Consider the following 24,958-nt stretch of genomic DNA (forward strand, 5'->3'; position numbering starts at 1 on the left):
GATTATTTTTTTTGCGAGGTAGATTGAATAATAGTTTCAGGAGTCGCGGTTGTTGTTGTAGGATAAGGGTATTGCGAAACGGTGGTAACAGGATAGGCATTATTGTAAATGACTGAAGATGCATTAATGGGCTGCTTTACCCCTGTCTTTTGAGCGCTAGGAATGGTTTGGTAATATTGCCCACTGTTTATGGGAATTTGTGAATTTGTGGAGGAATTAACAGGCTGTTGTTGAATAGTTGTGGAAGGATAGTTCGTTATCGGAGTTGTTGAAGTATAGGGATAACTGCTCGTAGAGGTATAGCTTGAAGTAGGATAAGGGTAATTGTAAGTCGGGTTTTGTGTCGTCGTTGTATAACGGCCACTGATAGATGTAGCCGAACTTGTATAAGGATAAGGAGGAGCTACAGTAGAAGGAAAAGCACTCGGAGAGGTATAACGGCTTTCTGTGCTAGGTAGATTAGAATAGTCTGTCGAAGGGAAGGCTGTCACTGTTTGCTGCGAGACATAAGGTTTTTGCACGAATACAGCTTGGTTTGTCGTGTACGCAGGAAGCCTATTAGCGGTTCCTTGGCGCGAATTATAATCATAATTTGTATACAGAGAAGAATTGTAAGGAGATTGAACAAAAACTGCTTGCCCGCTTGTATACGGATAAGCGACTTGTGCTTGAATCAAAGAGAAGGAAAGCAAAGCAAATCCCATTATCCCCATAAAAATGATGTGGTAAACATTTTTCATAAACCTCCAATGAAGGAATTTTTAATTTTTTTCTCTTTATTATATCATTTATCAAGAATTAAAAAAAATATTGCCATAAGTTCGCTTTAAATGATCAGCAAGTCTGCGAGCTAAGGCTAAGATTGTCAATGTCGGATTGGCATGTCCGGCAGTGGGAAAAATGGAACTTCCAGCAATAAATAAATTATTTACTCCAAAAACTTGACAATTTGAGTCAACAACTCCATCTTGAGCTTTTAAAGCCATTCGAGTCGTTCCCAGTTGGTGACTTGCATCTCTAAAAATTTCCATTGTTAAAGCATCAGCTTTCATATTTAGTTCTCCGACTTGGTGCTTTTTTAAAAGATTAGCAAAAATCTTGAGATAATTTTCAAAGCAAATTAAATCTTCTTTTCTAAACTTCCAATCTAAAGAAACAATATTCTGATTCAATGCATCTTTTTCATTTGTTAAAAATAGATGGCTATTTGCATTTGGAAGCTGTTCGAGATAAAATTTGGTAGCATAAACTATTTGATTTTGGTCAATACGAGGAAAGATGTTTATACAATGATTGGGTAATCGCTCTTTTTTAAGTAATTCCTGATTTAAAGAGATACCTATTTCTAAAGTTTTATTTTTGTCAGAAAAAGTACGACCTTCAATAATGTCATTTTGATCATAAGGAAAAAGTAATCCTCCAAAACCTTTAGGATGGTCGAGCAAATTTCTTCCTACCCAATCACTATGGTTACCTACACCTTTTTTTAACTGAGAACGAGAATTAAGAAGAAGTTTGGCATTTTCTATTGATCCGGCCGCTAAAATGTAAAATTGTGCTTCAACGTGCCAATCCTGTCCTCGTAAGGAGCGTACATGTAGATGTTTAACCGAATCTAAATTCTCTGAAAGCGCAATATTAACAACATGAGCTCCTAAAATTACTTGGATTGAAGAGGACGCGAGCTGTTTTTGAAATTTATGTTTACTATTTGTTGGATGTTTTTCTAGTAAATCTAAGCTCGGAGAAAAACCAGGTAATTGAGAAATTGTAAAGGGGAGGTCAGCGTTATGAGCATTAGCCCAAGTAAGATCTAATATTTGATAATCTTGCGCGATAGAAGCATAATAAGAATATAAATCTTGATAAGTGATGGGCCAAGCTGTTTCTGACAAGTCAAACCTCGATTCAAAATCAATTGGATCAAGAGTTTTCCATTTTCCTCCCCAAATATTTAATGTCCCCCCATACTGCTTTAAATGCGTTTGACCTTTTTTACTCATTTCAAAAGTAAAAGGATTTTGTGGGTCTAAGGACCTAATTTTTTTTCCTTGCTGCTTAAAATAAGTTAATTTTTGTGTTTCGAAATCAAACTCTTCTAAACCTGCTTCTAAAAGCAAAATGGAGCCAAATGAAGAAGCTAGCTGAGTAGCTATTTCAATCCCAGCTGCTCCTGCTCCAATAATACAAGCTTTTGCTTTTGGAATAGAAGAATCTATATAGTCTTGAATGAAAGTAATCATATGATCTTTTGATAATAAGAGTGTATTTTTTCAAATGCTCTTTTTAAAGAATCATAATATTCATTTTCGACATGAATAAAACTTGGTAACGTAAAAACTCGCTGATCCATTTCTTCTGCGATAGGAAAATTTTTCTTATCAAGCTGTCGATAAGGTTCTAATCCTTGCCAAGCAGGACCTAAAGGCCCTCTTCCTTCTCCCCATAAATCAAATCCAGTATGAGCAAGCGTGCGTCGGTATTCACAAGAACCGACCCCAACACTGATAATAGGCACCCCTTCTTCGATTAAACTTTGGATAAATGTAGAAAAAGGTAGATTATTTAATTGAGAAGGATTGTAAATGACTTTTAATCCTCCATAGAAGCCTCCGACTTTAGCTTCTGTTTTAAGAAGGGGAAAAGAGATAAATGAAAAGTCTTTGAGAGCGTTTTGAGTTAAGCATGCATTGTCTGTTCGACACTGATTTCTGAAATCTAAACTTTCTAATGAAACTAGGGCAATCGCTAAGGCTAGGGGATGCGCTCTCCACTTAAGCCCAAGCACCTCACTATCTAATACTTCAAAAGGGCTATTGTGTAATTCTTGCTTGATATTTTTTCGATGCAATTGGCAGTATGCCAGCATAGCTTGGTAAATGTCTTGATCATTTGTACACACAACACCCCCTTCGCCTCCAGCAACAGCTTTACCCATTGGATTGACACCTTGCAAACTGAAGCAAGTTGCATGCGAAAAATTACCGATCTTTTTTTTATTCCAATATCCTCCATGAGCATGAGAGGCATCTTCAACAACAGGAATTCCTTTATGGTTAGCAAGAGAAAGGATCTTATCAAGGTCGCAAATACGTCCATTTAGATCTGTAATATTGATAGCTTTGGTACGCAGAGAAATTTTTTTTTGAATTTCTTGAGGATTAATTAATAAGGACGAGGGGTCAATATCACAGAAAATTGGGCGGGCCCCCATATGAATCGCCCCTGAGTAACTCGCGATATAACCAACAGCCGGTGTTAAAACTTCATCTCCTGGCCCTATTCCAGCTGCAAAATAAGCGGCCATTAATGCAGCTGTCCCATGACTGAATGATAAGCAATACTGACATCCAATATAAGAAGCGAAAGCTTGTTCAAAATCTAGACTGATTCCAAATCCAGATCCTGATAATTCATCCCGATCAATTAATGTATTAATGAGTTTTTTTTCTTTATCTTTGGGTCGTTGCCATTTTTCTTCAAAAGCTTTTTTAAAAGCTTTTGGCCCACCCAAAATAGCTAATTCAGTTGAATACATGAGTTAAATAATCTTTTTTTTGAGCGAGGTCTAGAGTGCAATGTCCACATTTTTAGCTTGAATTGGTATAGTCATTAAACATTCTGGACATTCTCTTGTACAAGAAGCTTTACTTCTTTTCTCATATAATCGGTTCATTCCTTTGATCACAATAAAGATTACAGAAGAAAGAATCAGTAGGTCAACCAAAGTGTTGACGAAAATTCCATATTTTACTGCAACTGGAGCTGCAGCACTTTCTGGTAAATGTAATTTTAAGGATAGAGCACTAAAATCAGCGCCTCCTAATAGAAGACCAATTAAAGGCATAATGACATCGGTGACTAAAGAATTAACGGCTTTGCTAAATACCCCACCGATGATGATTCCAATAGCTAAATCCACCCTATTGCCACGAAGGGCGAATTCTTTAAACTCTTTTAACCAAGTCATCATAATCTCCTAATTAAGCAATTAACTTTATATGCTTAAAAAAGGGGAATTATGTCAATGAAGTTGGATTGATGTATTAATAAAAGGAGAAAAAAATAAAGCTTTTAGGTCTACTTTTGGGTGTGATAAGTTAATTTATTTAATTTTTCTTTGGCAGTCAGCTCTGTGCATAAATCAAGTTAGAATTATAGATAAATATTTTCTAAAACACTTTTCCTGGTTATTAGCTCAACTCTTAATACTAATCAAAATAACCATTGCAAAGATTTCAAATTCTTTTTTTATTTCTTAAGGTTTTCTTTTTTTAAAGGTAACAACATTATGAAGCTAATGACTTTTTAGTGAAAAAACATTGCTTCATTGTCAAATTAAACAATCGTCATATAATTTTTTTATATTTTAGCATAAATTTACCTTCTGCTAAATCAAATCTTCTTGAATTTGTTTCCGGTACTTTTCCATGAGTTGAACCATAAAATAAAGGTTATGGACTGTGGCTAAACTCATACATGTTAGTTCTCGAGCTTTGAAAAGATGATGAATATAAGCGAGAGAAAAATGATGGCAGGCAGGGCAGAGGCATCCTTTTTCAATGGAATTAAAGTTTGTCGCATACTCAGATTTGGTGATATTTAATGGACCTTGCTTAGTCAATAAAATGCCATGTCTAGCAGCTCTTGTTGGGTATGAGCTATCAAATGTATCAATTCCAAGCGGAACGCTTCGCTCGATAGATGGAAGGTCTCCAATTCCTAAAAGGTGATTTGGTTTATCTTCAGGCAGAAGAGGGAGGGTGAGAGACAGAAGTGTATGCATTTCGTCTTTGGTTTTACCCATGCTTCCCCCGACTGCAAATCCATCAAAAGGAAGTTCTGTTAGAATAGCACAGCTTTCTTTTCGTAAATCTGGATCAATTCCTCCGTGAACCACGGCGTACATGGCTTGCTCTTGAGGATTTTTTAAGTGAGCCTCTAAAGATCGTTTTTCCCAACGATGAGTTCGATCTAAAGATTTTTTTAAGGCATCGCGGGCTATATGATAAGGGGGGAGCTCATCAAAAGGAATGATAATGTCAGCTCCCAAGTCTTTTTGAGCTTTAATTGAACTTTCGGGAGTTAATAAAACCTTAGAGCCGTCTCGATAAGAACGAAATAAGACCCCTTCTTCCGTAATTTTAAGAACACATCCCCCTTGCTTTTTGGTTCCCCTACTCTTTAATTCATCAGCGACAGAGCCATAAGCTAGACTAAATACTTGGAAACCTCCTGAATCGGTAATGATCGGAAGTTTTCGTTGGATAAAAGAATGTAAACCGCCTGCTTGTCTGACAATATCAGTTCCAGGTTGAAGCATCATATGATAAGTATTACAAAACATCAGTTGTAATCCGATGTCATGTAACATGGTGTTGTTCAAAGCTTTAACTGTTCCATTAGTTCCGACGGCAACAAAATTGGGAGTATCAATTATTCCGTGAGGGGTATGAATGCGACCAACGCGAGCGCGTGATTTTTTAGAGCGATGGATAAGTTCGAATTTAAAATACGTCATGTATTGGCCCACTTTACAAAAGGAGTAAAACAAAAAATTACAATTAATTTAACCATAAAACTGACAACAATAATGTCTGTCACTGAAGAGACAATTCCATATAAACCAGCAAAGCTAAATAAAAATGTATCTAAAAATTGAGATAAAATAAGCGCTATTGCTGCTCGAAAGGCAAAACTTATATTCGGAAGCTTTCTTTTTAAGAATGTAAAAAAACGGATGTCAATTTGCTGAACAATAAAAAAGACGCTCATCGAAGCAAGGAGTAAACGAGGGGTGACAGATAAAATCATTAAAAATGCAGGTTGTGAAGTATCATTCAAGCTGGGTTCATAAAGCAAATGGATTTGGGAAACGAAAACGAAAAAAATCATAAAGAAAAAACAAATCCATGTCGCTTGGTTTGCGTCTTCTTTTTCGTGATATTCTTGTAAAAAATTAAGTCCTAGTAAACTGCCTATGGCAAATGCATCACTTGCTGTGACTTCAAGCCCGAGCAAAACAATTTGCTTGAGGACAAATAGATTGGCGATCAGAGCTTGGACAGCGACCCAAGCAATCAAGGCAGTCTTTCCTAAGCGTTTAGCTATCAAAGCAAAGCTAATAATCAATATTGTTTGAATAAAAAATAAAATCTCGTTCATAACCAAAATATTATATCATATTTAAGCTTTTGAAGGTAGATTTGTTAAATTTAATCCCTGCAAAAATTGACTCATTAAAATATTCTTTTTGCTAATATGTTATTTTTAAAATGAATATAAATTTTTTGATTTGGAAATCATTTTGGTCGATTGAAATGAGAAACTTCTAAGTTAGTAAAATCAAAAAATTAGATGAGCCTGTAAAATTCTGCTTTTAAATTTTACAGTTTTGTTTTTTTGATATCACAATTAATACGAGGTTTTATGAATCTTGCATGGTTATTAGCTGAATTTATTGGAACTTTTACGTTGATTTTTATCGGGGTAGGCGCAATTTGTTTAAATGAGATGAATCCTGGCAGTGTGGGGCTTGTCGGAATTGCTCTTGCACATGGACTTGCCATTGCTGTGATGGTATCTAACGTTGGCCATATTTCAGGGGGAAAACTTAATCCAGCTGTTTCTATAGGAGTCTTAATCGGTGGAAGGTCGGACTGGAAAACAACAGTGGCAGAAATTTTTGCTCAGTTAGCAGGTGCTGTATTTGCAGCACTATGCCTTAAAATAATCTTTCCAACGGATGTCACAGAAGTGACAAAATTAGGAACGCCTGTTTTAGCAGATGGAGTTTCTATGGGAATAGGTATTATGGCTGAGGCAATTTTAACATTTCTCTTAGTATTTACCGTTTACGCCGCTGCAGTTGATCCGAAAGGGGCTTTTAAATCAATTGCTGGTTTTACTATTGGTGGTGTAATTATCTTTGATATACTTGTAGGTGGTGGATTAACAGGTGCAGCCATGAATCCTGCTCGCGCATTTGGACCTGCTCTTGTAAGCGGAGAATGGATAGATCAAATTGTTTATTGGATTGGTCCAATTCTTGGTGGATTGTTAGCTGGTTTACTTTATAGCAAATTGATGTTAAAAGATTTAACAACTTTATCTACTCCTTCCGTTTAATTTATTGGAGACTGAATCTCTAATTATTCAGTCTTTTTTTTAATTATTAAAAAATTCCTAAATATTAAATGAAATTTAATAAAAGTCAATTTTGTTTGGAATTTAATTTAAATATTAAAAGTTGGTAGTGCTAAATAGGTAAGGCTATTTCAATAAACTGATCTAATTTGATAGATTAATTATTCTAATTCAAGCGGAGAAGAGCAATGAGATGTACGCACTGTGGCTCAGATTTGGTAAAGAAGAATGGTTATACAAGACATGAAAAGCAAAATTTTCGCTGTTTAGAGTGTGGCAAACAGTGGAGCGAAAATAAGGAAGCTAAAATCATTAACGAACAAACAAAGGAACTTGTCAGAAAAGCTCTTTTAGAAAAGGTATCTTTGAATGGAATTTGTAGAATTTTTGATGTAAGCATGCCATGGCTGCTAGATTTTATTAATTTCATTATCAATGATTTGCCTGAGGATTTAAATGCACAAGTCACATGTTGTGAGAAAGATGAATTGGAAGTGGCTAAACTTGAAGTAGATGAGCTATGGAATTTTGTAGGAAATAAGAAAAATGATCAGTGGTTATGGCTCATCTTGCATAAAAAAAGTCGTCAAGTGCTTGCTATGCAAGTGGGTCCTCGAGATAAAAAAACCGCTGAGCTTCTTTTTGCAAAACTACCCGAATCATTAAAAAAAAAGCCCTCTATTTCACTGATAAGTTTAATGTCTATTATGAAACCATTCCTTGGAGTCAACATCAACCAGTTAGCAAGCAATCTGGTCAGACAAGCTACATTGAAAGATTTAATTATACTCTCAGACAAAGATGTGCAAGACTTGTAAGGAAAACACTTTCATTTTCTAAAAAACTAACTAATCACATTGGGTTAATAAAATACTTTATTTGTGATTACAATAGGCAATTGAGAGCCTTACCTATTTAGTACTACCTAAAAGTTTTATTTTATTCATAATAATATATATTTATGTTTTTAAAATTTAATATAAATGGGTATTCATGGGTCCAGTTAATAGTACGTCACCACTTCAAAAAATTATTCCAGTTGAAGTCAATTTACAAATCCTTTCATTTTTAGGAAAAAGAGACCTACAAGCAATTGCCTGCACATGCAAAATATTTGAAAATTTATCAAAGGATTTTCAAATATGGAAACCCAAAACTGAAATTGAATTTGGGGAATTGGTAGCTAAAGGAGCGAAACAACCCCATAAGAGTTGAAAGCAAACTTATGAAGAGCTTAAAGTTAGCAAAACAACTCGTGAAGAAAGTACAGAACAGATCATTCAGACGCAAATAAAAAAAACAACAACGAATGATCTTCAATTTCGCACAAATAGTGCAGCTTCAGCACTATTTGGATTTGCGACGCCTAATCTGAGCACGCATTATTCTCCAACTGGGCAAATAGGTTCACTTGGTAATCGCAAAATAACTGTTTACAAAAAAAAATGCTTAATAACATGAGTGATTTTTGCCCCTTGAATAAAGGGGCTATTTTATACTTATAAAATTTTGAAATAAACTAGTGAGTACATTACAGCTGCATTGTAATAAATTATATTAAAAAGGCAGTTTTATTTTTATTGAAAATGGAAAATTTCCTTTCCTATTATTTTCCATTCTCTATCGATTGGAATAAATTTAACTCTTCCAGACATTTTCTAAATGATTTTCCTAATAGAAGCTAAGAGATAATGAAATAAGCTGTTAAAATGAATAGCATTAAGGTAGTGGTAAATTTATCTTAATATCCGATCCGACATTGGTTAGCAATTTTAGGAGCATTCTAAAAATGGTGATATAATTTGGAGAATTATTGCTTAAAGATAGAACATTAGAGAGCAATGAAATTTTTGAAACATTTGCTAATAGAACTATAGAAAAGGCGACTGAGTTTGGAATGGATTGTATAGTTTCTCAAGCCTGGTTAGATGTAGGTGTTTTATCTACAACTTCTGATAATATGGAATATAAAGAGGATTTGAAGAAGACTAACTTCAGGCTCCTGAATATAGTTTTAATGGCTTTTAAGAGAATGTTTAACTTTGATTTTTTCTAATTTAAAAAAGAATCAAATCCCATAAACTAGAATGTTTTATATTCTTATTTATTCAAAACTGGAAAAGCCTAACTTTATAGGGTTAGGGGATGAATCGCGCAATTTTAAATTGCAAAGATTGGCTTTTTTCTAATTTGGGAAAGTGAAGTTTATTTTTAGCAATTAAATGGATCCAATAAACTTTTTTATTTGATTTTAATGACGTGCAAAACAATATCCAACAAAACCTCTCCTCTCCCAAGCCTGTAAAAAATTTTCTTCTTCATATGCTATAAGAGCGTCTGAATCTAAAGAAAAAGCAGGATCCATGCAAAGAATTTCCCGATTGTGAGCATGATAACCTCTAATGACAACAAGATGCCCTGATTGGTAAGTTTGAGCACTTCCTTTTAAAGGGCCTTTCAAACTCACAACGATGGGGCAATTATTTTTTAATTGAGCAATAATTTGATAAAAAGAAGTAAATCTTGCCACCCACCCTCTCCATGCTTTTCCTAATTCTACAAAAGCTTGTGCTACGCTGAATGACCAGTTGCCATAAATATCAAATGCATGATCGTAGACATGTTGAGCAAAATGAGTCGCTTGAAGAGTATTCGTTTGTGTTAAATATCGGATAGTGGCAGTTGTTGAAGTCGGAGAACAAAGATCTGCAAAACGAGGATGATCAAGAGTCATTTGAGATAAAGGGGAAATATTAAGGGGATTCACTCTCATAGGAGAAGCCTCTTTATTAAAAGTGGGCGTTCCTAAGGTTGTGCAAGCGTGTAAGCAAAAAAAATCTTTTAAGGTAGCATGATCTATAGCTTCAATGCGTATTCTCAATTTTTTAGCTTTGGAAACATTTGGGCAAACCACAATATCTTGAAAAGAACAAATATTTGATGCGTTATCTGTTACGTTAAAGCTTTTTTGTTTGTCTTTATGCCAAGCTGCATAAGGAAGCCATGCAGACCATTGCGTTGTATAAAGAGAGGTAGAAATGAGATAAAATCCTTGTGACGGACGGAAAGCATTCCAAGAAACAATTAACTCGTTGAAAAAGGGAATATCTTCTAATTCCCATTCATAAGTTTTTTGAAAAGGGTCTTTTATTTGTAACTCATGATGAGTTATTGTTGATGAAGAAAAAGCCAAAATAATCCAACTAAATTGTATTAAAATTTGTTTTAAAAAATCTTTTTCTAATTTATAGAAAGCTTGAATAAAAATGAAATTTCTTGAGTTTCATCTCTTCCTAGATTAGGATAACATATAAATATTTTCTTAAGAATTTGAGATTAAAAGGAGAGCGTCGGATGAGTCCATCGCATCGCCCTGTTGTCATTACAGGCAATTGGAAAATGTATAAAACCGTTAAAGAGGCTTGCACTTTTGCAAAAGCCTTACTTCCAGTGGTTGAAGTAAGCCCTATTCAAGTATGGATTGCTGTTCCTTTTACAGCCATTTATCCTGTTAAACAAGAGATTCGAAATTCGCGATTAGTAATTGGTGCGCAAAATATGAACGATGCCTCTGAAGGGGCTTTTACAGGCGAAATCGCAGGTAAAATGGTTAAAGAAGCAGGTGCTTCCTTTGTTTTATTAGGGCACTCTGAACGTCGCCATCTTTATAAAGAAGATAATGCTTTTATTAATCGAAAAGTGAAGAAAGCTTTAGAAATTGGCCTCACTCCTGTGCTTTGTGTTGGTGAAACATTCGAAGAACGAAAATCCGGTGAAACACAACAAATCATTCGTACTCAAATACAAGAATGTTTAGCTGGATTAACAGCTGAAGACTTAAAGACCTTAATAATTGCTTACGAACCTGTTTGGGCTATTGGGAATGGTCAAAACGCAAAACCTGAAGGGGCACAAGAAATTCATCAGTTTTGTCGAAAAATCATTAAAGAAATTTTTTCTGAAGAGTTAGCCGAACAGATTGTCATTCAATATGGCGGATCGGTGAATCCTTCTAACGCAATCTCATTACTTAAACAACCCGATATCGATGGTCTTTTAATCGGAGGCGCATCACTTTCTCTTGAAACTTTTGTTGAAATTGTGAATGATGGTGGGTCAATATTCAATCTGAAGGCAAAATTACTATGACGTTCCTATATTTTTTTACTATTACGCTCTTTTTGATTATTTGCGCATTACTTTGTGCAGTTATTTTGATGCAAGAAAGCAAAAGTTCTGGGCTCGGAGCTTCCTTTGGTGGAGATTCTAGCGAATCTTTATTTGGAACGTCGACAGCGGATGTTTTGAAAAAGGTCACGGCATGGTTAGCTGTTATTTTTCTTACTGCTTGTATTCTTTTGTCTTTATGGACGACTGCTCTTGGCCGTTCACAAAATAATGCTCCTGCCTTTACAATGGAACGTATCGAATCTCAATAAATTGTCGACTCCAGACTTGCTTATCTATTGAGTGAGTCTGGGTTATAGTTATCGCTTATGATAAGTCGTTGAACTAATGTCCCTTTTAATTCTATTCCATTATTATTACTATGATTTTCTTAGTTATTAATTGGAACATGCTGAGAAGTAAAATTATTTCCAAAATAGCTATCGTTAATCTCATCAACAGCTATGTCCCAACCATCATTAAATAATGATATCGCCATCTCATTCAAATGCTAGGTTATATTGTAATCCGTATCTACCATTTCAGAAAAAAGCCTTGAGTCATCCATGTGATGAATCGCTTCTTGTTGTGCAGGAGAAAATTTTTACCTATATAGGTAATTTTACAAGGAATCTTTAACAGAGTTTTCAAGCAAAAATTTACATACTTGGAATCCCCCTGTTTTGAGCTAAGATATCATTCATTCACGGAATGTTCATTTAATGATTTAATGATAAATTTATTTTCGAATAAATTAAAACTTTTAGAAAGATTAAAAGTTTAATTTTTACTATATTTCTTTTTGATTTCTCTTAAGAATTTTTCAATGCCTTTTTTGCGTTTAGAGGGTAAACGATCTATGTATAAAACTCCATTGACATGATCATTTTCGTGCATAATCACATGGGCATCAAAACCTGCAAATTCTTCTGTAAAAGTATGTCCATTTAAATCTGTGGCTTGAATTGTCACTTTTAAAGGGCGGGAAACAGTTTCCCTCATACCTGGAATGGAAAGACAAGCTTCTTGACATGCCCAAACTTCTTGGCTGTAAGAAAGGATTTTGGGATTAATAAACACTCTTACTTGACCGGGAATAACTTGGTCGTTTTCAAGGTATTGAGGAATACAAGTGATAAATAATGAGAGAGATTGATGGACTTGAGGAGCAGCTAAACCACACCCGTCATTTGCTTCCATTGTTTCTATCATGTCTTGAACAAGCTGTTTAATTGTGTCATTAATTTCTGCAATTTGTGACCCTTTTTTACGCAAAACTGAATCACCATAATAAGCTAAAGGAAGCTTCATAATTTATTTCTCTCGTTTAATATTAGTTTCATCGTAACATAAAATTCGAATTTATAGTATTTTAAACTGAAATTTACATGCTATTTTTTGTAAACTATTTTCATAGCTTACTTAACTGACTTAAGAGAATATGTTGTGCGCTATATAAAGGCGGGGAGCAAAAGTGACAGCTGCAACAATTTTCGGTTTAAGTCTTAAAACAATTTGGAAGTGGGCCTAAAAGAAAAAAGTAGGAAGTCTGACGCCGAAAATAAGGCAGCTTATTCTAGTAAAAATAAAGGATAAAATTTTTATTAAAATTTATCAAGTCTTACTCAGATGTTTATAAAAGAAATTGTCGCTCATTTCGGCGTCACTGTACAAGCCATTTTTTATGCTTGTAAACGACAAAAATCATTTTTAAAAAAAATTGTATTTCATCCATCTCAAAAACAAAAGGTTTAGTTTAATTCGCTGGGTGTCAAATGCCTTTTTTTGCCTCTCTATTCACCAGATTTGAATCCAATAAAATTATTCTGGGATAATTTAAAGAGAATTCTTAGAGAAAATCTAAAAAATTTACTTCGTTATTTGAAGCAATCAATTGATTATTTATTCTTAGCATGTGTGCAACAAAGTCTGTAATTTTTATTTATTCCACTATACTAAGGCCAATATCCAATTTGCTGTTTCGTATAAAGTCTTTACGCACTTACCTGATAATTGCCTAATCATACTTTTTAGGTTATTCATTTTACCACGATAATGTTTCAATTGTTACATTTAGTAAGTCTTTTTAACATATCCTAAGTAGTACATTAACAATATGAAACAAACTATATATTCAGTTATAAACTTTTTTTGGTAGGCTTAAACAGCTGATGATAAAAAAGGCAATAAAGTAAAAAAATTCTTTTTTTTAGGATGATGATCTATGAAGTGTCCCGATTGTGGTTGTCAAGTGATTGTTAAAAATGGACGGAGAAAAAATGACAAGCAAAATCGCAAATGTTTAAGCCGCAATAGGCAATTTGTTGAAGCGTCGAAAAAAAGAAGATTTCTGAAAAAGACAGAGAAAGAATTTATAAAGCCTTGCTGAAAAAACTTTCTCTTGAAGGAATTTGCCGCATATTTAAAGTTAGTATGCTTTGGATTTTAGACTTTATAAAGCAAGTATTTGAAAATCTGCTTGATCATTTAAATGCTGTCATATTAGAGGAAATTGAAGAATTAGAGATTGGGGCATTAGAGCTAGATGAACTTCACAGCTTTGTTGGTTGAAAAGCAAACGAACAATGGCTTTGGCTGATAAAGCATAGAAAAACAAGATTTTGGCTTTTCATGTAGGAAAACAGGATAAGAAATCGACCATGGCTCTTCTTGCAAAACTACCAGAAGATTTAAAAAAAAAGCTGAATTTTACACAGATAAATTCAATGTTTACTTCGAAGTCTTATCCTTTTTAGCCAGCATAAGCCATGTAGCAAACAAGTCAGAGAAGACAAATGACATTGAAAGATTTAATTAGGCTTTAAGGCTTGTTAGAAAAACACTACTATTTTCTAAAAAACTTACAAATCATATTGAAATCATTAAGCATTTTATCTTTGATTATAATAATTGCTTACTTTCATCTCCTGTTTAAGGTTTCTTTCATTTCTATATGAATAAATTTCTAAATTTTTTTATCAATAAATATTGAGATAAATTTAAAATTAAATTTTATTAGATCAATTTTTTAATAAAATGAAAATAACTATTTAAATTAATTTAGTTATTTGTTAATATTTTTGTAAATTGCTTTTGCAAAAAATTAATTTAATAATTCAAGTTTTAGGTTTTTTATGAATGATCCCAATCCATTTCCTAAACCTATTAGTTCTTCTCAAAGTTTTGTTTCTGAAAATAATTTTGAGTCAAAAGAATCAAACAAAGAACATCCAGTTGGAGGGCGGTCATACCAGACATTAACACCCCCCAATTCTAATGAAAATAATCCCGTTGAGTTAACGGCTACTAAAACAATCAATGTAGTTGAAGGTTCAAGTAAAATATCTTTTCGTTCGCAAACGACTTCAAGCATTCGTATTGGAAGTCCAGATACTCGTTCACCTATTGAAAGCTTAGATAGACGGATTGAACAAATAGAAATAAATACTTTTGGCATTCAGGAATCTCAATCTAATCAATTTTCACATTTTATCGATCTACCGCTAGCAAATAAACGAACAAGAAAATCAAATGAAGGTAAGTCTGAATTTGAACAACAAAAAAAATCAGTAAAAACGAGTTCAGATGCGGAAGAGGATCAGCAAGTTAAACTATCGTTAAAACAAACCGTTTCAAATTCAACAGCTTTAGAAAGGCTCGAAAATTTGTGTGTACGGGTTGCTCAAAATCTTAAAATCTCAAATGAAGATTTACAAAGGCTTATCTCAGCAAAAGGAAATTTAAACACTGCCAATTTACTTGCTGTTTACAACGAGCGTTTAAGCGCACGTTTTAGAGAAGAAGCTCCAATTACAGAGCAAGAAATTAGAGATATGCACTCAATATTATTTTCTCCTTTGCTTGCTGATTTAAGTGAACAAGAAGCAACCCTGCCTATAAATGTTATTAATCCAGCTCCTGCTTTTGTATGTAAAAGTTTATTGAATTGTTTGGAATCTATTGAAAATAGAGGGGGGTATACCTCCTCGATAGAGGAAGTAAAAGAGTTTAGTTTGAGTGAACCAAAACCTGAAGGAGGTGTAAAAGCCATTATAAATAATAACACAGAAGAAGGAATACCAGCTTTTTTAGAAATACTAAGGGGTATGGGAGAAAAAGGGGGTATTGTTGCCGATGCTTATGAAAAATATGTAGATGATAAGGTTCAGTATCGAACGCAGCTCCAAAAATTTCCTATCATTGAATCATCTCAGCTTTTTGGAGGTGGCAATGTAAATGAAGTTTATACTTTAACGGACGAAGGAAAACCTCAATGGATATTTAAACCAGCAAATAATTTTAAGAATAATCCTACAATATGCAAGAATGAACAAATGGCATCATGCATAAATTATCACAACCAATTTCGAGTCCCCTTGACAGTATTAATCGATCTGGGAGAAGGAGCTGTAGGATCAGCACAATTGTTTGTCCCTGATTGTGTAAAATATGGAAATGTACAAGAAAACGAAAATTTTGGGTTAGATCGTATTCATTTACTAGATTTACAAAAAATGGTTATTTTAGACCTTTTAATTGGAAATACAGATCGCAACGAGGGTAATTTGCTTTTCCAGCGGAAAGGCGATTTTTACCGTCTTTTTGCAATTGACCATGATCAATGCTTTGCATCCTCACTTAGTCGACCTTTATTACTTTGTTATGACAATCTACCCCAATTAAAAAGCAGTTTTTTACCTGGAATAGCAGATTTAATATCTTCAGAAGCAGAAAAAATATATGAGCAGAAAATGAAATCTTTAAATGCATATGAAGGGGACCCATACTTTGAAGAGCAAGAGGAAATAGAAGTTGAAAACGAGCAGGAAATAGAAGATGAAAACGAGCAGGAAATGGTTCCTTGTCATGCAATAGAATGGATGAAGTTTGTAATAAAAGAATCCCGTTTGGCTTTAGAAAATGGCGAAACTCCTATCCAACTTATTCGAACTATTAAGAGCGAATGGCAAAATAGGCTTAACTTTTATTAAAATATCGAATAAAATAAAATTTGAATAATTAAAGGAGAAAACTTTATGTTTGTTTTAGTAAATCCTAGTTACAGACCGGTAGCCAAGTTAATTCCTGACCAGGAGATTGAAATTTTAGATCCAAAAATGAAAGAGCGGCTAGAATTATCAGGTATTACAGTGGATAAAACTTTTAAAAATAAATATCAAACTAATTGGCAGGTTTATCCAAAAGATGGCAAAGTTGTTTTTGCAAAAGCGTTTAAATTATTTTATTTCGTGCATGGCCTGCAGCAACAAAACTATCGGTGGGAAGGGCCTGAGGCTCTCGAAAGACTAGAGTTAGAAAAACTCGATTCAAAAGAATTGGCTCTACATATCATCGATATTCATATGAAAACTCAAAGATCAAAAGATAAAATTTATGATTTAAGGGAAGCCCATCTTAAAAATTGCGAGCTGACTTATGATTAAGTAAATAAAAATTAATTGAATCTAGTCTCAATTTTTTTTAATTATTTATAAAAATGAGAAAAGTAGAGCTTTTCGAGGCTCTACTTGAATCAGTATTACAGGAATGCGGCAAAATTCTCTAAATAAACTTTAATTTTGACCTCATCAAGTAGATTAATGATGATATTTTTATGTTCTCCTATTACCATTTTTTCTATTCAATCATTTATGCCTTGTTTAAAGCCTATGTCAAATATGGATTTTCTTTATTTCTTTTTTGAACTCTAGGGGTAGTGCTAAATAGGTAAGGCTCCCAATTGTCTATTGTAATCACAAATAAAATATTTTATTAACTCAATGTGATTAGTTAGCTTTTTAGAAAATGAAAGTGTTTTCCTTACAAATCTTGCATACCTATGTCTTAAGAGTAAAATTAAATTTTTCAATGTCGCTTGTCTCACCAGATTGCTTGCTAACTGCTTGATGCTGGATCCAAGGAATGGTTTCATAATAGACATTAAATTTATCAGTGAAATAGAGGGCTTTTTTTTAATGATTCGGGTCATTTTGCAAAAAGAAGCTCAGCGGTTTTTTTATCTCGAGGACCCACTTGCCTAGCGAGCACTTGGCGACTTTTTTATGTAAGACGAGCCATAACTACTAATCATTTTTCTTGTTTCCTACAAAACTCCATAGATCATCTACTTCAAGTGTAGCCACTTTCAACTCGTCTTTCTCATGACAAGTGACTTGTACATTTAAATCCTCAGGCAAATCATTGATAATGAAATTAATAAAATCTAGCAGCCATGGCATCCTTACATCAAAAATTCTACAAATTCCATGAAGAGATACCCTTTTTAGAAGAGTTTTTCTGACAAGTTCCTTTGTTTGTTCGTTAATGATTTTAGCTTCATTGTTTTCGCTCCACTGTTTGCCACACTCTAAACAGCGAAAATTTTGCTTTTCATGTCTTGTATAACTATTCTTTTTTACCAAATCTGAGCCGCAGTGCGTCCATCTCATTGCTCTTCTCCGCTTGAATTAGAATAATTAATCTATCAAATTAGATCAGTTTATTGAAATAGCCTTACCTATTTAGCACTACCAAATATGCACACATAAGTGCACAATTAAATGCAACTAACTATACATTAGATATGCGTTTCAAAACTTCTTATTTTTATATCAACAATTTTTAAGTATTTGCTATTATTAACAATTAAATAGTCCTAAACATGCCATGCCAACTAAAAATTTTTATTTGATTTTTCTAATGTAAATGGCTTTCTTATAAGGTTTTCATCATACGGAGATCTAAAACAACATTAACATGCCCAAGTTGCAGCTCGACGATAATCAAAAAAAGTGGCCATATTCATAACGGAAAGTAGAATCATCCATCTCTTAACTTTAGACGCTAGTTTGTCTTAGATTCTCAAAATAAAATGATTAATGAAGAGAATCGTTAAGTAACATGTAAATTTCAATTTAAAATACTATATTTCTTGTAAATGAAATGATGCGGTCAACAAATGAAGTGTGTGTTAGTGTTTAAATTAATTTTTTAAATGAATAACTATTTTAACAAAACTCTATGACATCTGAATGTTTACTTTGTCAAAGCCCTGTTAACCTTGTCTTCTATAAAGATGGAGAAAAAACATTTTGCTGCGCAGGGTGTCAAACTGTGCATCAAATTCTTGCCACTCAACAAGCGTTAAATAATGTTAGTGAACATCCTTTGTTTAAGCAAGCTTTGAAATCAGGTTTGATCGCCAATCCGCGCCTTTTGGAAGAAATTAATAGTCAGAAAATAGGAGAGAAAGAGACGCTTGAAAAGCTACATTTAGAAATTCACGATATGTGGTGTCCATCTTGTGCAGAAGTTATCAAGCTGACTCTTTTGAAAGAATGGGGGATTGCTTATTGCTACGTTGATTATACAACAGATTCGGCTACGATCGAATATGCTCCTGTTCATATCACAAAAGAAAGAATTTTAAAACTCATCTCAAATTTGGGATATCGTCCAAATTTTTTGCAGGATCCTCGCCAACAAGTGTTGAGTCGAACTTTATCCCTTCGTTTTGTTATCGCAGCATTTTTCTCAATGAATATTATGATGTTTGCTTATCCAATTTATGTCAGTTTTTTTAATGAACAAGCAGAAGGATATGCCCAATTATTTGCTTGGCTTTCTTTGATAGGAGCACTACCAGTTTTAACCTATAGTGCTTGGCCAATATGGAAAAGATTTTATACTGGTGCGAAAGTAGGGTTATGGGGAATGGAGGCTTTAGTTGTTTTAGGTGTAGCTGCAGCAACAGGGCTATCTATTTATGAAATGTGGAGGGGGAGTTCGTATGTTTATTTTGATTCGATGACAGTTATCATTGTTTTCGTCTTGTTAGGAAAAATGATTGAGTCGAAAGCCAAATTTTCTGCTAAAGATTCTCTTGTTCAATTGACAAGAGCGCTACCAAGACGCGGGAGAAAAAAAATCTCTGCAACAAAAAATGAGTTTGTTTCTTTAAAAGAGATCCACATAGGCGATTTGCTGGTTGTTTTGAGTGGTGAGAAAATTGTACTGGATGGAATTGTTGAAGAAGGAGAGGGGATTTGCAATGAATCTTTAATGACAGGAGAGGCTTTACCAGTACCTAAAAATGTTGGGATGGATGTTTTAGCTGGAACGATTTTGCAACAGGGATCTTTGGTTATTAAAGTGACTGCTACTTCTGAGCAAACTGCCCTCTTTCAAATCGTTGAAATGGTAGAGCAAGATATTGGTCATAAAGCTCAGTATGTACGAACCATTGATTCGATTGTCAAATGGTTTGTTCCGTTTGTTTTATGTTTAGCGATTGGGGTTTTTGTTTACTGCTTACTATTTAATCAACAAGATTTTGATCAAACCTCTTTACAATCCGGAATTATTCGTGCTGTATCAGTTTTACTGATTTCATGTCCATGTGCTATTGGAATTGCTGTTCCTTTAGTAGAATCTCAATTACTAAATGCATTTGCTAAGCTCGGAGTCATTATTCGCAATCGAGCTTGTTTAGCTTTACTCGGTAAAGAAACAATTTTAGTTTGTGATAAAACAGGAACTGTTACAGAAGGAAAATATACTGTTTTAAGTGGCTATGAAAAGCTTTCTTTAGAAGAAAAAAGTGTTTTAAAAGCGTTAGTTTCTCATTCGAATCACCCCATCGCTCGATCAGTTGATCAAGCTATTATTGATTTTGAAGAGAGCAACATTGAAAAAATCGAAGAGATTATCGGAAGAGGAATTAGGGGGTATCAAGGAAAAATCCCCTATTATTTTGGATCAGCCATTTTTTTACAACAACAGGGGATATCAACTCCTTTAATTCATTTGAGAAAAAATATGGAGGCTCAAACGACAGTCTTTTTTGCTAAGCAAAATATTTGTTTAGCTGCTATTCATTTGGGAGATCGTATTCAACCAGAAGTACAAACGTTGATTCAATCTTTAAAAGGGATAAAAACATTGCTATTGTCAGGAGACTCTTCATTAGCTGTTGAAGCCGTGGCTCGATTGTGCGGATTTCAGGAATGGTTTGCAGAATATCATCCACTTCAAAAAAGAGAATTGATAGAAAAGCTAAAAAAACAGGGAGAAATTGTGATGATGATTGGTGATGGAATCAATGACGCTCCGGCTTTGACAGCTTCTCATATAGGCGTTGCCGTTATGTCGGCGACTGATATTTCGATTCAGGTTTCTGATATTCTTTTAACAACCAATCGTTTACAAATATTACAAAAAATGCATCACTTGGCTAAAAAAGGACATAAAATTATTAAGCAAAATTTATTTTGGGCTTTTTTTTACAATTGCATTGGTTTAGGATTAGCAGTTTACGGATCGTTAACCCCACTATTTGCGGCTTTTGCCATGGTGATGAGCAGCTTACTTGTTTTAATTAATTCTAAAAGAGTCTATTTAAATAAATAGATATTCATTAAATTCTTCCATTAAGATGATTGATTCTTATCAATTAAAATTACAAAAGAATTAAATTTAATTGTTTAAGGCAGTTTATGTTCATTTCGTCTTTTTCAGTAAATGCGGTAGAAGATTTGCCTAATACAAGAGATGTAGAAAGTCAAAAGCAATGTCCTGAAATTGTCACGAATTTGTTCCTTAAAAAGCAAATATGGATATAAACTTAGCTATTACCAATTTATTTGATTTTTGATTAACAAAATTAAATTATTGTTAAGCTTGTTAAAAAAATATTATTTTATTTATGAATTAGATAAAAGATTTGTTGGAATTGCTTTGATACAGACAACATTTTTCAAAAAATTCGATGTTTTTTTCATCCGTTTTTGGACACAATAATTTTTTAATTATTAATAATTATTTTGTAAACTGCATCAAAAATTTTATGCAGGGGAAAAGGTTAAACCCAATCAAGAATCACTTTACCTGATTGGCCTGATAACATCACTTCAAATCCTTTTTCAAAATTATCAACTGAAAAATGATGGGTAATGATAGGAGCTAAATTTAAGCCAATTTCCAGAAGGTGAACCATCTGATACCAGGTTGAGAAAATTTCTCTTCCATAAATCCCTTTTAAAGTTAACATTTTAAAAATAACTAAATTCCAGTCAATAGAAGTAGCTGGTGGGAGAATGCCAAGTAATGCGATGTTTCCTCCATGTCGAATTTTTTCCGTTAAAGTTTTTAGTCCGTCAGGATGGCCAGACATCTCAAGTCCAACTGTAAAGCCATATTTGATTCCTAGAGATTGCATAAAATTATCTAAAGATTCTCGATTAACATTAATAGCATGCGAGACACCCATAGTTCTTGCAAGGTCTAGACGATAATCGTTTACATCTGTGATGACAATATGTCTTGCACCAGCTTGTTTAGCAATGGCGGCTGCCATGATTCCAATTGGGCCAGCACCTGTAATAAGAACATCTTCACCAATAAGATTAAAGGCGAGCGTAGTATGGACAGCATTTCCGTAAGGGTCGAAGATGGCGCCTAAATCATCAGAAATGGAAGGGGGTAGAGAAAAAACATTTTCTGCAGGAAGAACAAAATATTCAGCAAAGCAGCCAGAAATATGATAACCTAGCCCTTTCGTGTGCATGCAGACATGCTTACGACCCATGCGGCAATTTGGGCATTGATTACAAACGATATGTCCTTCCCCGCATACTCGTTCTCCAATTTTAAATCCTTTAACATTTTTTCCAAATTCTGCTATTTCACCGATAAATTCATGACCAATCACCAAAGGCACAGGAACATTTTTCTGCGCCCAAGCATCCCATTTATAAATATGAACATCGGTGCCACAGATGGATGTTTTAATTGTTTTAATCAGAACTTCATCATCTTTCACATGCGACGGTATTGGCAGATTTTCCATCCAAAGACCGGGAGCTGATATTTTCTTGACTAAACCTTTCATAAAAAGACCTTCAATGTGATTTTTTGAGGAGGGACCATTATAGTCAGCATACGAAATGATTACAAATTCATTTCACTTTGCAATCAGAAATTAAAATATCTTACTTGCAAAATGAGGAGGTCAAAAGGAGGATGATAGGATTGGAGTGAAGCAAAAGATATCACTGCTAGAGTTGGGATAAAATTTCAAACTCTAGGTTAGTGAAGTATAGTTTGATTTAGGCTATAGTTTCGGTTATTAAGAAATGATCTTCAGTTCTTTTCCTACTTTTTCAAAAGCTTGAATGGCTTGATTTAAATTTTCTCGCGTATGATTGGCACACATTTGTGTGCGAATACGAGCTTTACCTTGGGGAACAACTGGATAAGCAAATCCAATCACGTAAACTCCTTGTTCTAACATTTTAGCCGCAAAATTTTGGGCAAGTTTAGCATCTCCTAGCATAATAGGAATAATAGGATGAGAGCCAGGAATAAGGTCAAAGCCAAGAGCAGTCATTTTTTCTCGAAAGTAGAGCGCATTAGCCTTTAGTTTTTCTCGTCGATCATCAGACTTTTCAATCAAATCTAATACAGTTAAAGAAGCAGCAGCAATGCTAGGAGCTAGGGTGTTAGAAAATAGGTAAGGTCTCGAGCGCTGTCTTAACCAATCAATTAAAGGTTTGCGGCCCGAAGTATATCCACCAAGTGCTCCTCCAAGAGCTTTTCCAAGGGTTCCTGTGATCAAATCGACGCGACCCATGACATCACAAAACTCAGAAGTTCCTTTTCCTTTTACTCCCATGAAGCCAACTGCATGACAGTCATCCACCATGACAAGGGCTTGATATTCATCCGCTAAATCGCAGATGGCTCTTAAATTCGCAATTGTTCCATCCATTGAAAAGACACCATCTGTTGCAATCAAACGGAAGCGTGAGTCTTTAGCTACTTTCAGTTGTTGCTCTAAGCTAGCCATGTCATTCGTGTCGTAACGCAAACGTTTTGCTTTGGATAATCGAATTCCATCAATAATACTAGCATGATTTAGAGCATCACTAATTACGGCATCTTCAGCACTAAGAAGTGTTTCGAAAAGACCCCCATTAGCATCAAAACAAGAGCAATAAAGGATTGTATCATCTGTTTCTAAAAATTGAGAAAGGCGCCTTTCTAGCTGTTTGTGTACAGTTTGGGTTCCGCAGATAAATCTCACAGAGGAGAGCCCAAAACCATAGTCTGAATAGCTTTTTTCAGCTGCTTGAATAATTTCGGGGTGATTTGCAAGACCTAAATAATTATTAGAACAAAAATTTAAAACCTCTTTTCCGCCAGCAATAGTAATTTTAGCATCTTGAGGTGAAGTGATTTCTTGCTCTTGTTTATATAAACCCTGTGTTTTTAAATCTTCAAGTTGGGCTTCAATATGTGATAAAAAATTTTCATCCATAGCTGTTTTATTTCAGTAGCTTTTTTATTAAATTGTTAATCATATTTATTTACTAGTTTCTTCATGACTTTGGCTTAAAGTCTGAATAGCATTTAACACGTTCTGATCACTAATTTCATCAGTTCCTTCGAATTTGATGACTTGATTCGTTTTTGTGTTAGTAACAATAATCGTTGGTGTAGCGGAAAGGTCATATTTTTTAACAACCTTATCAAAAAATTCCATTCCAGCTTTAACATCTAAGAAACTCAATTCTTTAAAGGGAATGTGATAAGCTTTAACAGCCTTAACAACATCATTGTCATGAGGAGTTTCTGTTTTTTCAGTTAGCTGAGAGAGAACTTCTCTGGCTTTTAAATAATTGGATTTAGCATTTACTAAAAAAGCTAAGTTATAGGGAGTATAATTCATACTTTTATTATGAATTGGGTAATCCACGAAAAATAAGGCAGCTTGATTTTGGATGTCTGGCAAAATTTTTTCTATTTGCGTTTCGATTTTTTTGCATGAAGGGCAAAACCAATCGGTGACAAAATAAACTTCAACGGGGCTTGTTTTAGAGCCAAACATTAAGCGATTTTTCATATCCGCAATAGCATCTTCTGCCGCATCAACTTTTGAGATCCCTACAAATGCCATGAGAAATCCTAAAATGATAAATGATAAAGAGAGCAAACCTTGTTTGATTTTAGTCATAAATTCCCCTTGCTGAATAGCAGAGTAAAAAGTTTTAAAGTAAGGGAGGGCTCTTGCGATGCAAGCGATAGTTACCGTAAGTGCAATGCCTAGGCAAACTGGGCACCAATGTCTTATCTCATATTTTTGAATCAAAATAAACATGATTTCAGCGCCAAATGCAGCAGCTAGAGACCAACTTGTTAATTTTGAAAGACTAGGAAATTTTTTAGAGAAAAAATGAATCGCTAGCATAACAGGAAAAAAAGCCATTCCTGCTAACGCGAATGGCATTCCAAAAAGTCGATATTCCTGATTAGCAGAACAATGTTCAACGCATAGCTCAAGCCAAGATAAAATAGATAAAATAAGGCCGGAAATTAAAGACAAGCTTACAATCCAAAAATTTCGCTGGCTAAATGAATTTGAAGTCGACGTTAATTGTGTATGCATTGCATTAACCTACTAAAAATTAGATTGGTACTTGTATTTCGTATACAGTGATTTTATAATTTTAAACTTAAACTTTATCATTATTAGTAATCACGCAACATCTGTCAAGAATTTTTTTGGAAACAAGTTAATTAGTTTTTTATATAAAATTTAAAAAAAATAACAACTTTTGTTTAATATTTATGTCGTAAAAGATCTTGT

Annotated in this window: 21 protein-coding genes and 3 pseudogenes; 12 read left to right on the forward strand and 12 right to left on the reverse strand. The window is 34.1% G+C overall.

Annotated features, from left to right (window positions below; translation table 11 throughout):
• Positions 1 to 2: 2 nt before the first annotated feature.
• The 6 genes and pseudogenes from PC_RS03800 to PC_RS03825 all read right to left on the reverse strand — a co-directional run bounded on the left by PC_RS03800 (position 3) and on the right by PC_RS03825 (position 6,165).
• Complete coding sequence (locus tag PC_RS03800; protein WP_011175340.1) at positions 3 to 740, reverse strand: hypothetical protein; 738 nt, start codon at positions 738 to 740, stop codon at positions 3 to 5.
• 51 nt (positions 741 to 791) lie between these two features.
• A complete protein-coding gene (locus PC_RS03805) occupies positions 792 to 2,243 on the reverse strand; it encodes a GMC oxidoreductase (RefSeq protein WP_011175341.1) in 1,452 nt (483 codons plus the stop codon).
• Entirely contained in the window at positions 2,240 to 3,538 is a 1,299-nt protein-coding gene (locus tag PC_RS03810; RefSeq protein ID WP_011175342.1) for a DegT/DnrJ/EryC1/StrS family aminotransferase, read from the reverse strand. Before PC_RS03810 ends, PC_RS03805 begins: the two co-directional genes overlap by 4 nt.
• A pseudogene (gene mscL, locus PC_RS11100) lies at positions 3,525 to 3,970 on the reverse strand (large conductance mechanosensitive channel protein MscL). The gene PC_RS03810 and the pseudogene mscL overlap by 14 nt, the downstream one beginning before the upstream one ends.
• A 420-nt stretch (positions 3,971 to 4,390) precedes the next feature.
• Positions 4,391 to 5,521, reverse strand: a complete 1,131-nt coding sequence (gene tgt / locus PC_RS03820; protein ID WP_039357799.1) for a tRNA guanosine(34) transglycosylase Tgt — start codon at positions 5,519 to 5,521, stop codon at positions 4,391 to 4,393.
• Positions 5,518 to 6,165: a queuosine precursor transporter gene (locus PC_RS03825; protein WP_052236338.1), complete on the reverse strand. Its 648-nt coding sequence runs from the start codon at positions 6,163 to 6,165 to the stop codon at positions 5,518 to 5,520. Before PC_RS03825 ends, tgt begins: the two co-directional genes overlap by 4 nt.
• A 264-nt stretch (positions 6,166 to 6,429) precedes the next feature.
• Between PC_RS03825 and PC_RS03830 the strand changes: the two genes are divergently transcribed.
• The 4 genes from PC_RS03830 (at position 6,430) to PC_RS03845 (ending at position 9,202) form a co-directional block, all read left to right on the forward strand.
• Positions 6,430 to 7,128 carry an MIP/aquaporin family protein gene (locus tag PC_RS03830; RefSeq protein ID WP_011175346.1) on the forward strand — a complete coding sequence of 233 codons (699 nt, stop codon included), beginning with the start codon at positions 6,430 to 6,432 and terminating at the stop codon, positions 7,126 to 7,128.
• Between the two features lie 206 nt (positions 7,129 to 7,334).
• A protein-coding gene (locus tag PC_RS11105) for an IS1-like element ISCpr1 family transposase (RefSeq protein ID WP_181679045.1) occupies positions 7,335 to 8,065 on the forward strand; the annotation gives its coding sequence in 2 pieces (ribosomal slippage) (positions 7,335 to 7,809 and positions 7,809 to 8,065; 732 coding nt in all).
• Positions 8,066 to 8,139: 74 nt separating this feature from the next.
• Complete coding sequence (locus tag PC_RS03840; RefSeq protein WP_011175348.1) at positions 8,140 to 8,361, forward strand: F-box-like domain-containing protein; 222 nt, start codon at positions 8,140 to 8,142, stop codon at positions 8,359 to 8,361.
• A 598-nt stretch (positions 8,362 to 8,959) separates the two neighbouring features.
• Positions 8,960 to 9,202 carry a hypothetical protein gene (locus PC_RS03845; RefSeq protein WP_011175349.1) on the forward strand — a complete coding sequence of 81 codons (243 nt, stop codon included), beginning with the start codon at positions 8,960 to 8,962 and terminating at the stop codon, positions 9,200 to 9,202.
• A 195-nt stretch (positions 9,203 to 9,397) separates the two neighbouring features.
• Here the strand turns inward: PC_RS03845 and PC_RS03850 are convergent, their stop codons facing one another.
• Complete coding sequence (locus tag PC_RS03850) at positions 9,398 to 10,339, reverse strand: C39 family peptidase (RefSeq protein ID WP_011175350.1); 942 nt, start codon at positions 10,337 to 10,339, stop codon at positions 9,398 to 9,400.
• 161 nt (positions 10,340 to 10,500) lie between these two features.
• Between PC_RS03850 and tpiA the strand changes: the two genes are divergently transcribed.
• The gene (tpiA, locus tag PC_RS03855) at positions 10,501 to 11,295 is read left to right on the forward strand and encodes a triose-phosphate isomerase (protein WP_011175351.1); all 795 of its coding nucleotides are present in this window, start codon (positions 10,501 to 10,503) and stop codon (positions 11,293 to 11,295) included.
• Positions 11,292 to 11,585, forward strand: a complete 294-nt coding sequence (secG, locus tag PC_RS03860) for a preprotein translocase subunit SecG (RefSeq protein WP_011175352.1) — start codon at positions 11,292 to 11,294, stop codon at positions 11,583 to 11,585. The genes tpiA and secG overlap by 4 nt, the downstream gene beginning before the upstream one ends.
• 508 nt (positions 11,586 to 12,093) lie before the next feature.
• On the opposite strand, the gene def is transcribed toward secG, so the two are convergent.
• Positions 12,094 to 12,624, reverse strand: coding sequence for a peptide deformylase (gene def / locus PC_RS03865; RefSeq protein WP_011175353.1), 531 nt, complete (start codon positions 12,622 to 12,624; stop codon positions 12,094 to 12,096).
• 318 nt (positions 12,625 to 12,942) lie between these two features.
• On the opposite strand from def, the gene PC_RS10320 reads away from it, so the two are divergent.
• The 5 genes and pseudogenes from PC_RS10320 (at position 12,943) to PC_RS09875 (ending at position 16,757) form a co-directional block, all read left to right on the forward strand.
• Positions 12,943 to 13,068 carry an IS630 transposase-related protein gene (locus PC_RS10320; RefSeq protein WP_079890398.1) on the forward strand — a complete coding sequence of 42 codons (126 nt, stop codon included), beginning with the start codon at positions 12,943 to 12,945 and terminating at the stop codon, positions 13,066 to 13,068.
• Between the two features lie 9 nt (positions 13,069 to 13,077).
• Positions 13,078 to 13,248: a transposase gene (locus PC_RS10325; RefSeq protein ID WP_079890399.1), complete on the forward strand. Its 171-nt coding sequence runs from the start codon at positions 13,078 to 13,080 to the stop codon at positions 13,246 to 13,248.
• Positions 13,249 to 13,537: 289 nt separating this feature from the next.
• A pseudogene (locus PC_RS11110) lies at positions 13,538 to 14,248 on the forward strand (IS1 family transposase).
• Between the two features lie 199 nt (positions 14,249 to 14,447).
• Entirely contained in the window at positions 14,448 to 16,304 is a 1,857-nt protein-coding gene (locus PC_RS03870) for a protein kinase family protein (protein WP_011175355.1), read from the forward strand.
• Between the two features lie 45 nt (positions 16,305 to 16,349).
• On the forward strand, positions 16,350 to 16,757 hold the full coding sequence (locus PC_RS09875; RefSeq protein WP_011175356.1) for a hypothetical protein: 408 nt from the start codon (positions 16,350 to 16,352) through the stop codon (positions 16,755 to 16,757).
• Between the two features lie 275 nt (positions 16,758 to 17,032).
• Here the strand turns inward: PC_RS09875 and PC_RS11115 are convergent.
• Positions 17,033 to 17,762: pseudogene (locus tag PC_RS11115) on the reverse strand (IS1 family transposase).
• Positions 17,763 to 18,333: 571 nt separating this feature from the next.
• Here PC_RS11115 and PC_RS03885 point away from each other — a divergent pair.
• Positions 18,334 to 20,721 carry a heavy metal translocating P-type ATPase gene (locus PC_RS03885; RefSeq protein WP_044044905.1) on the forward strand — a complete coding sequence of 796 codons (2,388 nt, stop codon included), beginning with the start codon at positions 18,334 to 18,336 and terminating at the stop codon, positions 20,719 to 20,721.
• 451 nt (positions 20,722 to 21,172) lie between these two features.
• On the opposite strand, the gene tdh is transcribed toward PC_RS03885, so the two are convergent.
• The 3 genes from tdh to PC_RS03900 all read right to left on the reverse strand — a co-directional run bounded on the left by tdh (position 21,173) and on the right by PC_RS03900 (position 24,757).
• Complete coding sequence (gene tdh / locus PC_RS03890) at positions 21,173 to 22,201, reverse strand: L-threonine 3-dehydrogenase (protein ID WP_011175360.1); 1,029 nt, start codon at positions 22,199 to 22,201, stop codon at positions 21,173 to 21,175.
• Between the two features lie 237 nt (positions 22,202 to 22,438).
• The gene (locus PC_RS03895) at positions 22,439 to 23,629 is read right to left on the reverse strand and encodes a glycine C-acetyltransferase (RefSeq protein ID WP_011175361.1); all 1,191 of its coding nucleotides are present in this window, start codon (positions 23,627 to 23,629) and stop codon (positions 22,439 to 22,441) included.
• Positions 23,630 to 23,674: 45 nt separating this feature from the next.
• Positions 23,675 to 24,757 carry a thioredoxin domain-containing protein gene (locus PC_RS03900; protein WP_011175362.1) on the reverse strand — a complete coding sequence of 361 codons (1,083 nt, stop codon included), beginning with the start codon at positions 24,755 to 24,757 and terminating at the stop codon, positions 23,675 to 23,677.
• Positions 24,758 to 24,958 lie beyond the last annotated feature (201 nt).

Origin of the sequence: Candidatus Protochlamydia amoebophila UWE25 (assembly GCF_000011565.2) — a bacterium.
GTDB lineage: Bacteria > Chlamydiota > Chlamydiia > Chlamydiales > Parachlamydiaceae > Protochlamydia > Protochlamydia amoebophila.

Coding starts and splice junctions, on each gene's coding strand:
- PC_RS03800 (WP_011175340.1), bottom strand. CDS start 740: ATGAAAAATGTTTACCACATCATTTTTATGGGGATAATGGGATTTGCT.
- PC_RS03805 (WP_011175341.1), bottom strand. CDS start 2,243: ATGATTACTTTCATTCAAGACTATATAGATTCTTCTATTCCAAAAGCA.
- PC_RS03810 (WP_011175342.1), bottom strand. CDS start 3,538: ATGTATTCAACTGAATTAGCTATTTTGGGTGGGCCAAAAGCTTTTAAA.
- tgt (WP_039357799.1), bottom strand. CDS start 5,521: ATGACGTATTTTAAATTCGAACTTATCCATCGCTCTAAAAAATCACGC.
- PC_RS03825 (WP_052236338.1), bottom strand. CDS start 6,165: ATGAACGAGATTTTATTTTTTATTCAAACAATATTGATTATTAGCTTT.
- PC_RS03830 (WP_011175346.1), top strand. CDS start 6,430: ATGAATCTTGCATGGTTATTAGCTGAATTTATTGGAACTTTTACGTTG.
- PC_RS03840 (WP_011175348.1), top strand. CDS start 8,140: ATGGGTCCAGTTAATAGTACGTCACCACTTCAAAAAATTATTCCAGTT.
- tpiA (WP_011175351.1), top strand. CDS start 10,501: ATGAGTCCATCGCATCGCCCTGTTGTCATTACAGGCAATTGGAAAATG.
- secG (WP_011175352.1), top strand. CDS start 11,292: ATGACGTTCCTATATTTTTTTACTATTACGCTCTTTTTGATTATTTGC.
- def (WP_011175353.1), bottom strand. CDS start 12,624: ATGAAGCTTCCTTTAGCTTATTATGGTGATTCAGTTTTGCGTAAAAAA.
- PC_RS10320 (WP_079890398.1), top strand. CDS start 12,943: ATGTTTATAAAAGAAATTGTCGCTCATTTCGGCGTCACTGTACAAGCC.
- PC_RS03870 (WP_011175355.1), top strand. CDS start 14,448: ATGAATGATCCCAATCCATTTCCTAAACCTATTAGTTCTTCTCAAAGT.
- PC_RS09875 (WP_011175356.1), top strand. CDS start 16,350: ATGTTTGTTTTAGTAAATCCTAGTTACAGACCGGTAGCCAAGTTAATT.
- PC_RS03885 (WP_044044905.1), top strand. CDS start 18,334: ATGACATCTGAATGTTTACTTTGTCAAAGCCCTGTTAACCTTGTCTTC.
- tdh (WP_011175360.1), bottom strand. CDS start 22,201: ATGAAAGGTTTAGTCAAGAAAATATCAGCTCCCGGTCTTTGGATGGAA.
- PC_RS03895 (WP_011175361.1), bottom strand. CDS start 23,629: ATGGATGAAAATTTTTTATCACATATTGAAGCCCAACTTGAAGATTTA.
- PC_RS03900 (WP_011175362.1), bottom strand. CDS start 24,757: ATGCATACACAATTAACGTCGACTTCAAATTCATTTAGCCAGCGAAAT.